Annotated in this window: 10 protein-coding genes; 6 read left to right on the top strand and 4 right to left on the bottom strand. The window is 34.4% G+C overall.

The genetic code is table 11. The features are described from left to right. Window positions 1–32: 32 nt before the first annotated feature. Window positions 33–602 carry a hypothetical protein gene (locus EV142_RS18730; protein ID WP_132037368.1) on the top strand — a complete coding sequence of 190 codons (570 nt, stop codon included), beginning with the start codon at window positions 33–35 and terminating at the stop codon, window positions 600–602. Between the two features lie 244 nt (window positions 603–846). Beyond that, a complete protein-coding gene (locus tag EV142_RS18725; RefSeq protein WP_132037367.1) occupies window positions 847–1,923 on the top strand; it encodes a glycosyltransferase in 1,077 nt (358 codons plus the stop codon). On the opposite strand, the gene EV142_RS18720 is transcribed toward EV142_RS18725, so the two are convergent. The 3 genes from EV142_RS18720 to EV142_RS18710 all read right to left on the bottom strand — a co-directional run bounded on the left by EV142_RS18720 (window position 1,920) and on the right by EV142_RS18710 (window position 5,336). Then, on the bottom strand, window positions 1,920–3,215 hold the full coding sequence (locus EV142_RS18720) for a porin (protein WP_132037366.1): 1,296 nt from the start codon (window positions 3,213–3,215) through the stop codon (window positions 1,920–1,922). The genes EV142_RS18725 and EV142_RS18720 overlap by 4 nt on opposite strands. A gap of 163 nt (window positions 3,216–3,378) precedes the next feature. Next, window positions 3,379–4,464, bottom strand: coding sequence for a sensor histidine kinase (locus tag EV142_RS18715; RefSeq protein ID WP_132037365.1), 1,086 nt, complete (start codon window positions 4,462–4,464; stop codon window positions 3,379–3,381). 188 nt (window positions 4,465–4,652) lie between these two features. Further along, complete coding sequence (locus EV142_RS18710; protein WP_026983516.1) at window positions 4,653–5,336, bottom strand: response regulator transcription factor; 684 nt, start codon at window positions 5,334–5,336, stop codon at window positions 4,653–4,655. A 230-nt stretch (window positions 5,337–5,566) separates the two neighbouring features. Here EV142_RS18710 and EV142_RS18705 point away from each other — a divergent pair, with 230 nt between their 5' ends. The 4 genes from EV142_RS18705 (at window position 5,567) to EV142_RS18690 (ending at window position 11,579) form a co-directional block, all read left to right on the top strand. Further along, window positions 5,567–8,338 carry a TonB-dependent receptor gene (locus EV142_RS18705; protein WP_132037364.1) on the top strand — a complete coding sequence of 924 codons (2,772 nt, stop codon included), beginning with the start codon at window positions 5,567–5,569 and terminating at the stop codon, window positions 8,336–8,338. A 232-nt stretch (window positions 8,339–8,570) separates the two neighbouring features. Continuing rightward, window positions 8,571–9,779: a hypothetical protein gene (locus EV142_RS18700; protein WP_132037363.1), complete on the top strand. Its 1,209-nt coding sequence runs from the start codon at window positions 8,571–8,573 to the stop codon at window positions 9,777–9,779. 286 nt (window positions 9,780–10,065) lie between these two features. Next, the gene (locus EV142_RS18695; RefSeq protein WP_132037362.1) at window positions 10,066–10,404 is read left to right on the top strand and encodes a T9SS type A sorting domain-containing protein; all 339 of its coding nucleotides are present in this window, start codon (window positions 10,066–10,068) and stop codon (window positions 10,402–10,404) included. A gap of 194 nt (window positions 10,405–10,598) precedes the next feature. After that, window positions 10,599–11,579, top strand: a complete 981-nt coding sequence (locus EV142_RS18690; protein ID WP_132037361.1) for a LuxE/PaaK family acyltransferase — start codon at window positions 10,599–10,601, stop codon at window positions 11,577–11,579. A gap of 61 nt (window positions 11,580–11,640) precedes the next feature. Here the strand turns inward: EV142_RS18690 and EV142_RS18685 are convergent, their stop codons facing one another. Continuing rightward, complete coding sequence (locus tag EV142_RS18685; RefSeq protein ID WP_132037360.1) at window positions 11,641–11,988, bottom strand: hypothetical protein; 348 nt, start codon at window positions 11,986–11,988, stop codon at window positions 11,641–11,643. Window positions 11,989–12,156 lie beyond the last annotated feature (168 nt).

Here is a 12,156-nt window from a genome sequence, read left to right as displayed (position 1 = left end):
TAATTTTAATTGAAATTCTAACACCTTAACTTATGAAAAAATTATTCTTATTCTGCTTCATGTTGATTTTGTCTGGAAATTTTTACGCTCAGGAAACCACAAAAACAGCTAAAGCAAAAAGTGAAACGACTGCTAAAAAGAAAAAAGCAGCTGCTGATAAAGAAGTAGCAGACGCCAAAAAAGAAACGGCCAAAGCTAAAAAAGCAACTGCAGACCAAGCCTCGGCAGATGCCAGGAAAGAAGCTACAAAAGCAAAAAAGGCAGCAGACAAGGCCACCGACGCATCAACAAAAGCCAAAGCTGATGCTGCAAAAACAAAAAGCGATGCTGCAAAAGCCAAAAAAGCTGCAAAAGAAGAAAGTACGAAAGCGGACTTGAAAAAAACAGAAGCTAAAACCGATGCCAAAGTCAAAGCGGTGAAAAAAGATGGTACGGCAACGAAAAAAACGGCTGCTAAAACATTAAAAGAAACCAACGAAAAGGCACCAAAAGTTGCAGATAAAATTACCGGAGAGTACAATGGTAAAAAAGTGTACACAGGACCAAGAGGAGGTAAATATTACATTAACTCAAACGGTAACAAAACGTACATTCAGGACTAAATATAATTTTACTTCTATAGAAAAAGGAACTATTTAAATGGTTCCTTTTTTTGTGCCCAAACGTTTCAAAATCAAATCGGCAGTTAACATATAAATAACCTTGTCCTCTAAATTCTGCTATTATTTATCCCTTTTAACTGAAAAATGAGGCTTCACTTGAATTATAGAGTTAATAATTTAGTAATACGCCTGAAATAGCACAAAAAACATATTTATCTATCTTCGTTTCAAAAAGCGTTAAACCATGAGCATTGAATATTCTGCGAACAAAACTATTTTAGTAGCTCCATTAAACTGGGGTTTAGGACATGCGACAAGATGTATCCCTATCATAAAAGCGCTCCAGGAAAACAAGTATATCCCAATAATAGCTTCTGACGGAGTTGCATTGGCCTTATTACGTAAAGAATTCCCATACATAGAAACATTAGAATTACCTTCTTACCATATCGAATATGCTAAAAATGGTAAAAACTTCAAATGGAAACTGATTAAAAATTTACCTAAAATGATTACGGCCATTTTAGATGAGAAGAAAATGGTGAAGTCACTGATTAAAAAACACGGAATTGACGGAATCATCTCAGACAACAGACTGGGCGTTTTCAGCAGAAAGATTCCATCTGTCTTTATGACACATCAACTGAATGTAATGACCGGAAACACAACCTGGTTTACAAGCAAATGCCATCAGCATATCATAAAAAAATATTCAGAATGCTGGGTTCCGGATACGAATGACACCGTAAATCTAACGGGTGATCTGGGGCATCTTAAAACAAACGAATTAAATTTGAAATACATAGGGCCATTAAGCAGAATGCGTAAAAAAGATACGCCTAAAGTGTATGACCTGATGGTGATTCTTTCGGGACCGGAACCTCAGCGTACTTATTTAGATGAAAAATTACAGGAAGAAGTGAAACGTTTTGACGGAAAGGTCGTTTTTGTAAAAGGGGTTGTCGAGAAAACACAAACAAAAGAGGAAATTGGAGACGTGACCTATTACAATTTCATGAACTCCAAACAGCTGGAACAAACTTTTAATGAAAGTGAATTAGTGCTGTGCCGTTCCGGATATACGACCGTAATGGATTTGGCAAAATTAGGCAAAAAAGCTTTTTTCATTCCAACTCCGGGGCAATACGAGCAGGAATACCTGGCCATAAAACTTCAGGACGAAAACTTAGTGCCTTATGCAACGCAAAACGACTTTACAATTGAAGATCTTTCAAAAGTAAAATCGTTTAAAGGTTTCGCTCAATTTAAAAATAACATCGACTGGGATTCGTTATTTTCTATATTTGAAGATAAGGTTTAGAAATTAAACTGTGCCTGTAATCTCAATAAGTTCCCTTGCTGTCTGTTGATGGGAAGGGCACTGTCTACAAAGGTTCTGTCGGCCACAACATATTCTGCTGTAAGTTCAAAAGCCTTTAGCGGCTGCCATTCTACTCCAAATTCGTAATCTCTCACGACGTAACTTCTGGCATCTTTTTCATATTTTTTTCCTCCGTCATAATACTGAAATTTTGCAAAAGGATATAAACGTTGTTTTTTCAGGTCCCATTTGTAATTCAACAAAACATATCCTCCATCTAAATCTGTTACATCAACGGTTTTTGTTACCGTATTGTAGCGTGGTCCGGTTCCGATATTATATTCCGTTTGAATTCCGAAAGGTTTTGGATACAAAACAAAGGTTGCTCCTACTCTCTGGTCTTTTATATATTGCGGATCATTAACAATTACGCCGGATGAAATTTCTCCTGTGAATGCCCATTTTCCAGTATATGCCTGAATCCCTGGCTCAATAATCTGATTACCAATCACAAATGGATAGGTAACTCTTGCCACAACATTCAGATCTCTGTTTCCGTCTATTTTATTTGCAATCTGTCCGTTGTAAACACCTAACGCAAATACACCAAAATCGCCCGAACCTTTATAACCATCTTTTACCAGCATTTCAAAACGCTTTCTGATTTCGGCTGGTGCCCAGTAAAAGAACATTCCTAAATCACGTTCATTTGCTATTGAACTGTTTATACCATCGGCCCGGTCTAAAGTCAAACGCTGTGAACTTGACTGCATGTTTTCGAATCCGTAAGGAATTTTACTTTGCCCTACACGAAGACGGTATTCTTTTTTCTTATCAAAAGAAAGGTCAAAATACAAATCCCTGATCTGAACAAAGTTCTGAATTCCGGTGCTTGGTGAACTCGCAAAATCGGGTTGAAAATAGAAAAATACATTTGGGTGAACCTGTCCTGAGAATACCAAACGCGCACGTCGGATAAAAAGACCATTATTTGCTTTTGCATCCGGATCTGTAGACGTTGTTCCCCATGATTTATCACATTGATCGCAGGAAACCTTATCATTTGTAGAAAACAAACCATTGTATCTTATTTGAGCATAACCTCGAAGTGAGATTCTGTCGTACCAATGTTCGTCATTACTGACTCCGGATTTTGTATCGGGAAGTTTTGATTTGTTTATAGAATCGAGAAGACGAATCACTTCTTTTTTTACGTCCTCTTTTTTTAAATCCTGCGCATTTGCTACCGAAGCAATCAGCAATAAAACTGCAATTATTTTTCTTTTTATCATCTTTTCTGTATTGCACTACAATTCAAGATGCAAAGATGTATCACCAATGTTAAGAAATCATTAACAAGATGTTACCATAATAAGAAGATTTGTTTCCAAATTGTTAGGTAATTATGACGAAGCTTGTCAGATTAAGCTATATAGGGGCTTGCAAAAATAGACATTACAATAACTTAACTTCAGCTTTTTGTGCTTTATGTGCTTTTTCCAGTGTAAATGAAAACTCAGAACCAATTCCGAACTCACTTTCTACATATACTTTTTCTTTATGCGCTTCAATAATATGTTTTACAATTGCCAATCCAAGTCCGGAGCCACCTTCAGAACGTGTTCCGCTTTTATCAACTCTGTAAAAACGCTCAAAAAGTCTTGGAATATTTTGTTTTTCAACTCCTTCTCCATTATCACTAATACGAATCAGTACTTTTTTCTTTGTTAAGTTGACTACACCAACCTCCGTTAAACCTTCATCCTTACCATATTTGATAGAGTTTACAATGAGGTTTTCAAGAACCTGCTGAATTCTGTCCTGGTCTCCGCGAACAAAGAGCGATTTAATATTTTTACTTTCAAAAGCAAGCTTAATTTTCTTTTTATCAGCTTTCATTTCTAACAAATCGAAAACATTTTCAATTAGTTCTACGATATCAAAATCGGTAATCAGCAAATCCAAATCCCCCGATTCGAGTTTGGTAATCATGTCAAGGTCTTCTACGATATAGATCAGGCGCTCTACCCCTTTTTCGGCACGCTTCAGATATTTTTTACGGATATTTTTATCATCCATGGCACCATCCAGCAAAGTTGAAACATAACCCTGAACCGTAAACAAAGGTGTTTTAAGTTCGTGGGAAACATTACCCAGAAACTCTCTTCGGTATTGTTCCCGAATTTCGAGCATTTCTATTTCCAGTTTTTTATCAGTGGCAAACTTTTTCACTTCACGTGAAAGCGTTTCCATATCTGTAGTGATGGGCTGATTGATAAGTGTAGTTGATTCTAATAAAGAAACCTCATCGTATATTTTTTTTACTCTCCTGTATATAAAACGTTCAACACGATACTGCAAAACCAAAAAGGAGAAAATGTAAACGGAAATAATAAAAATTAAGGCAAATGCAATTTGATGTTTTAGCTGATTTTTATAAAACAAAGACATCAGCATCATTACAAATCCAGTTGTAAAAAGGCTTATGTATAATGCCGACTTTATAGCAAATTTGTATGTTTTTTTGAAATTAATTTTCATTGATAGTTTTAATCATTAAGAGATTAAGAAAAATTAGGTTTAACTCAAAAACCATATAAGAAACTGAAGATCACTACACTATATGACCTTCAGTTTCTTATATGGTTTAAATTTATGGAATATTTTTAAAACAACTTGAATCGGTATAAATCTTAACTAAAATTCCACATTAATTCTTAGCAAAAAATTTAAACTTCAAATTTATAACCAACACCTTTTATGGTTTTAAAAAGATCTTCCCCGATCTTTTCGCGTAACTTTCTGATATGCACATCGATTGTTCTTCCTCCAACAACAACTTCGTTACCCCAGACTTTATCAAGAATTTCGTCTCTTTTAAAAACTTTGCCGGGTTTTGATGCTAATAAGTAAAACAATTCGAATTCTTTTCTTGGTAAAGCGATCTCTACATTACCTTTAATAATCTTATATTCTTCACGGTTAATCTCGATTCCGCCAACATTTAAGGTATCACTAACAACTTCTTGTTCTTTTAACCTTCTTAACAAAGCCTTTACTTTGCTTACCAATAATTTTGGTTTTATGGGTTTGGTTATGTAATCATCTGCACCTGCATCAAAACCAGCCACTTGAGAGTAATCTTCGCTTCTTGCTGTTAAAAATGTTATGATTACATTATTTAATTCTGGTATTTTTCTAATGTGTTCGCAAGCTTCCATTCCGTCCATTTCAGCCATCATCACATCCATAATAATTAAATCCGGTAATTCTTTCTGAGCTTTTGCGATAGCGTCTTTTCCATTTGAGGCAGTTACAATCTGGTAGCCTTCCTGAGCAAGGTTATAGCCAACGATTTCAAGGATATCCGGTTCATCATCAACTAATAAGATCTTGGTTTGTGTTTTTTTCATAAAGTAGCAAAAATTGAGTTTTCTCATCAAATTTTATTTTTGAAAATCTGATGGTTTTTAATTGCGATGGTAAATATAATAATAAATCAACAGTCAAAAATCCCTGTTAACGGTAATTTAATCTGGTAACAATTTGATAATCTACAGCACACAAAAACATAACAAGTGCGTAACATGAACTTTACAGGGCGGTTCTTTCTTTGCAAAAAAATAAATTAAACACAACTCAAATGAAATTCAATCTTAAATTTCTATTAATCACATTATTTATCTGCACGATTTCGATCGCTCAGAACAAAGGTACGATTTCTGGGGTATTAACCGACAAGGAATCTAATAATCAAGCATTACCATTTGCCAATGTTTTAATTAAGGGAACAAACATTAGCGCAAACACTGACATTGACGGAAAATATACACTAAGTATAAACCCGGGAAGTTACACTATTATTTTCAGTTTTGTAGGTTACGAATCTGTAGAAAAACCGGTAACCGTTAAAGCAAATGAAACTATTACCGTAGACCAGGTGCTTTCTTCAGGTGGCTATACATTGAAAGATGTTGTTGTAAAATCATCTGCAGTAAACAGACAAAAAGAATCAGCTTTACTTTTAGAGCAAAAAAATGCAGTAGATATTAAACAATCCATTGGAGCGCAAGAATTATCCCGTAAAGGAGTAAGTGATGTATCCGGTGCTGTTACTAAAACTACAGGTATTACCAAACAAGAAGGCACAGGTGCAATTTTTGTGAGAGGCTTAGGAGATCGTTACAACTCTACGACCATGAATGGTTTACCTATTCCATCAAATGATGCTGAAAAGAAAAACATCAATTTAGATATTTTTTCAACAGATATTATTGAATATGTTTCTATTGATAAAGTATACAACAGCAAATTCTTCGGAGATTTCGCCGGAGGAAATGTAGATATTGTTTCTAAAGACTATAAAGGAAATGGTTTCTTTAAAATTGATGCTGAATCAAAAATAAATACTAACGCTGTCAGTGAAAAAAACTTTACGTTACAGGAGGGACCAAATGCATTTGGATTTAGCAAAACAAGCATTCCCAACAATTCATTAACAGAATACAATTTCAATACTTTACAATTAAGCAAAAAAACACCTCTGGCTGCTTCATTCGGACTATCTGCCGGAGACACTTACAAAGTAGGTGAAGAGGGGAAAATCAGTTTATTCGGAACAGCATCTTTCAGCAATGATTATGCATCCAGAACAAACGGAATTGCAAAAGGAAGTGTAAATGCATCTGGTGTAGCAGGTAAAAATCTAGATTACAATTATCAATCATACAATACAAACACAACTGGTATGTTAAATGCTGGTTACAAAATAAATAACAATAACAAAATTAGCTTCAACTCTTTATATATCAATACTTCTTCACAAAAGAAAGAAGAATCAAACGGGTACATAGTTGACTTAGCAAATGATGGGAATGGTTACATTCGCAGAAATGACTACGAAAAATCTGATTTGTGGGTAAATCAATTATTAGGACAACACAAATTAGGTGACAGAACAAACTTTAATTGGGGAGGATCTTACAATATCATCAATCAAAATACTCCGGACAGAACTTACAATACCATGAACAAACTGGCTGAAGGTTATGTAATCAACTCGCAGTCGGCACCAAATAACAGTCGTTATTTTCAAGATTTAAAAGAAACTGAAACGGCTGCTAATTTATCTTTAGATTATAAATTTAAAAAAGATGGAAACGGTATTTACAAAGGAAAAATTACAGCTGGTTACAACGGAAGATTTAAAAAGAGAGATTTTGAAGCCACTCAATTTAACTTCAAAACTACAACTAGTCCAGTTTCACATACAGGAGACGTTGTTGACCCAAATAATTTAGATTTGTTTTATAATCAAACCAATTTCAACAACAACTTTTTTACAATTTCTACATTTCGTGGCGGATACCAAGTAGAAGATGCACTAGATCCACAAGTATACAGTGGTGATTTAACAATCAATGGTGGTTTTGTAAATACTGAATACAAATTCAACAAACTAACTGCAGTTTTAGGTTTAAGAGGAGAATATATTCTTCAAAATGTAGCCTGGAATACTTCTTTAGATCCAACAGGAGACAATAACGAATTAAAGAAAACAGCTTTTTTGCCTAGTTTAGTTTTAAAATACGAATTAAACGACAAACAAAATTTACGTTTAGGATTAAGCAAAACCTACACTTTACCTCAGTTTAAAGAAAGAGCAAAATTTGTTTATGAAGAATTTTTACAAGCAAAATTTGGTAACCCGTATTTATATGCTTCCGACGATTATAACTTAGATTTAAAATGGGAAATGTTCCCTAAAAGCGATGAGTTAATTTCAGTAACAGCATTTGGTAAATACATCTTGAATCCAATTAATGAAACTACCGTAAACTCTTCTACCAATGATATTTCATGGGCTAATACTGGTGATTACGGTTATGCAGCAGGTGCAGAAGTTGAGTATAGAAAAACCCTTTGGGCAATGGATACTGAAAATTCAAAAAAATTAACTGGTGGCCTAAATGTATCTTATCTGTATAGCAACCAGGAATTAAATGATGCAAAAGTATTGAAAGAAACCCACGGCACTATCCCTACGAATTTCACGAATAAAACGGGTAAATTCACAGGAGCTTCTGATTTATTACTAAATGCAGATTTATCTTTCTTTAATGAATGGAATGACAAAAAAAGCAACTTAACAACAACTATTGCTTATAACTATTTTTCAGACAGAGTTAATGCAATTGGGACACAAGAAAAAGGAGACTTAGTTGACAAAGCAGTTGGAACATTAGATTTTATTGCACGATCAAAACTGAGCAAACATTTCGGACTAGGTCTTATTGCTAAAAATTTATTAGATCCAACTGTAAAAACTGTTCAGGAAAATACAAGCGGAGATGTAGTAATAAGAAGCTACAAAAAAGGACTTAATTTAAATCTAGCCTTTAGTTACGAATTTTAAAAAGACTTTACTTAATAACTAAGACAGCTTTCGGGCTGTCTTTTTTTTGACTAAATATGGTCAAAAAACAGCTTGTTTCAGAAATTATTATGTCTGGATAACATTTAGGTAATATAGTAAAAGCTTTAATTTAAAGTAACATTGACATTCAGTTAACACATAAAAGAGAATTCCAACTCATCTTTGCATGAATAAAATTAAACACAATTAAACACAAAATTATTAAACGACAATGAAAAAATCAATCGTACAATTAATGGCAATTGTTACTTTATCTGCAGGTTTATTTACAAGCTGTTCAAGTGATAATGATAATAATTCTGATGACCCAAAGTCTTCTTTCGTTGCAAATCCAGACAATTTTACCGGAGTAATTACTGATGGAGAAGTAGTACTTGATGCTAGTAAAACATACAAGCTTACTGGAAAAATTCAAGTAAATAACGGAGCTACTTTGACTATTCCTGCAGGAACAGTTATTCAGGGTACAGGTGGAACTAAAGCTTACATTGCTGTTGCGCAAGGAGGAAAAATTAATGTAAATGGTACTGCTGCTAAACCAGTAGTTATGACATCTGGACTAGCTACTAAAGCTGCTGGAGACTGGGGTGGTTTAGTTATTTGTGGAAAAGCATCTATAAACCGTGATAATGGTAAAACTACAACAGCAGTTTCAGAAGTTGCTGAATTGACTTATGGTGGAGCAAATGATACAGATAGTTCTGGTTCTATCAAATATTTAAGAATAGAATATGCTGGTGCTGCTTTTAACAGTGAAAAAGAATTCAACGGAATTTCTTTCTTCGGAGTTGGTTCTGGTACTACTGTTGATTACGTTGAAGCTATCCACGGTGCTGATGACGGATTTGAATTCTTCGGAGGAACTGTAAATACTTCAAACATGATCTCTATTGGTAACGAGGATGATCAATTTGACTGGACTGAAGGATGGAGAGGTACAAATACAAACTGGTACGGAAAATTAGATTTCGGAAAAGGAAATAGAGGTATTGAAGCTGATAACTTCGAATTTGGATATGCTTTTGCTCCAATTTCTAACCCTACTATCACAAATATTACTTTAGTTGGCCCTGGAAGTACTGCTGCTACTGCAAACTTTGCTGAAAACCAAGGTATCAAATTAAGAAGAGGAACTAAAGCAATCATTACAAACGTAGTTTTAAGCTCTTGGGCAACTGGTATCGATGTTGAAAACGACGAAACTATCGCTTTCGTTGGAACAGCTTTAAAAGTTTCAAATACACTATTTGTTACTGATGTACCTGTAAAAACTAAAGGAAAGAAAACTGCTGTTGCTCCAGCTACAAGTGGAGTAAGTGCTGATGTATCGGCTATCTTAACCGAATCTGCTACTGCTACAGGAGCTGGAAGTGGAGTTGCACAACCATCTTGGGCAACAGGTTGGTCTACAGGATTCTAATCCAGAAATAAAAAATATATTAAAAACACTCTAAATTTAGAGTGTTTTTTTTTGCTTTTTCTAAAATCAGGTAACAATAATAAAGACTACTTTCATACAACTCAATAATCGTTTTTTTATTTAATGTAAGTTTTTGGTGAAGAAAGGAAACAAAATCATAAACAATTAATTAGTTTATAAATAGCTCTAATATAAAATGTTAAAAACATCCTAAAATTTTAGGATGTTTTTTTTTGGCGTCATTTTTGTAATTTTTTTTGTATATTTACTTATCTAAAAAAATGCGATGGTGAAAAACTACTTTTATATTATAATCTTAATGGCTTTTTTCTTTACCGTAAGTGCTTCAGCACAAGACAGTAAACAAACGTCAAGACCTCAGGATGGAAATACTATAGAGGGACTAAGCCTGTATCCTAACCCGGTTTTAAATGGTAAAGTATATATCTCCTCTAAGAACGATTTAGAGAAGGAAATTATTGTGTTTGATCTCTTAGGCAAAAAAGTGATTCAGACCCATCTGACTTCAAAAGAATTAAATGTCGCTGATTTAGCTCCCGGCGTTTACATCATAAAAATTAGCGAAGATAATGCTACCGCAACGCGAAAGCTGATTATTCGATAGTACTACAAAAAAAGGCTCCAATGAACATTGGAGCCTTTTTTTGTAGTTTTCAGTTTTCAGTCGCAGTTTTCAGTGAAATGCGGACCAGGACTAAAAACTGAGACTGAAAACTGTAACCGCAAACCATGACTGAAAACCATGACTGAAAACTGCAAACTATTTACAATTATAATTACCTTTGCACAAAAAAAGTTTTGATTACAGCCAACGATATATTTACCATTTCAGGTCAGAAACAATTTGAAAAAACAGCACTAAAAGTGTTTCGTTTTCAGCATGAGAATAATAAAGTATATCGTGATTTTTGTGATTTCTTAAAAGTAAACCCACAACAGATAAAATCAATACAGCAAATTCCATTTTTGCCTATCCAGTTTTTTAAAAGCCACAATGTGGTTTCTAATACAAATCCAGCCGAGGTTACTTTTACCAGCAGCGGTACCACCGGAATGATCACTAGCAGACATTTGGTAACTGAGGTTTCATTATATGAAGAAAGCTACCGAAAAGGATTTTCTCAGTTTTACGGCAATATTGAGGATTACGTTGTTTTAGCCCTTTTGCCGTCTTATCTCGAACGCGAAGGCTCATCGTTAATCTACATGGTCGAAGACCTGATAAAACTATCCAATCAGCCTGAAAGCGGGTTTTATTTACACAACCACGATGAACTTATCCAAAAGCTTACTGAATTAGACCAATCAGGCCAAAATACTATTCTGATTGGCGTTACTTATGCCTTATTGGACTTAATCGAAAAACATCAGTTTCAACTTCAAAACACCATTATTATGGAAACCGGAGGGATGAAAGGCAAACGTAAGGAAATGATCCGGGAGGAATTACACGAGCAGCTTTGCAAAGGCTTTGGGGTTCAGGCCATTCATTCTGAATACGGAATGACAGAGCTTTTAGGACAAGCCTATTCTTTAGGAGAAGGCGTTTTTGAATGTCCTTCCTGGATGAATATCCTGATCCGGGATCCGGAAGATGCGCTCACTTACGTAAAAGATGGAAAAACCGGCGGAATCAACGTAATTGATTTAGCCAATATCAATTCGTGTTCTTTTATCGCTACACAAGACTTAGGCAAAAAAAATCCCAACAATTCTTTCGAAGTACTGGGACGTTTTGATAATTCGGATATTCGAGGGTGCAACTTGATGGTTTTATAAAAGTTTAATCGTTGATTTGTTTCATTGGTTAACCTAAAAACTTCCAAAAAAAGAATTGTTTTTAATTTTCATCAACTGCAATACCAATACTTTCTATTTCATCTTGATTCAAAAGCTCTTTTTCTTTTTTATTCTTCTTTTCCAGATATTTATAAATACCATAGCATCCAAATCCTCCCACTATTGCACAAATAAAATCCAAACTTGAATTATAATTACTATCATCATCTAATGACTCGATTCCATAAACAATTGCAAGCCCGAAAACATAAAGTAGTGCCGCCAAAAAATTAGCACCAAAATACGAACCTAATCCAATAAAAAAATATTTCCATTTGTTTTTATTGTATTCAATAGCCAGATTGCTGAATGCCTTCCAAATCCAATAAAGAAATAATATTCCAATCATTTGTTTTAGTTTTAGGGGATAAACTTAGTAAATAAAAAACTTATTCAGTTCTAATCAAAAAAAATCCCAACGCTCTTTCGAAGCATTGGGACATTTTATAATTCTGATATTCTCGGCTGTTACCTAAATGCAGTGTCAACAACGTCTAATTGTCTTTTAAATCCTATT

The organism is Flavobacterium circumlabens (assembly GCF_004345565.1).
In the GTDB taxonomy this organism is placed as follows: Bacteria; Bacteroidota; Bacteroidia; order Flavobacteriales; family Flavobacteriaceae; genus Flavobacterium; species Flavobacterium circumlabens.
Note: the sequence above shows the minus strand (reverse complement) of the source record. Positions and strands in the feature narration are given on the sequence as shown.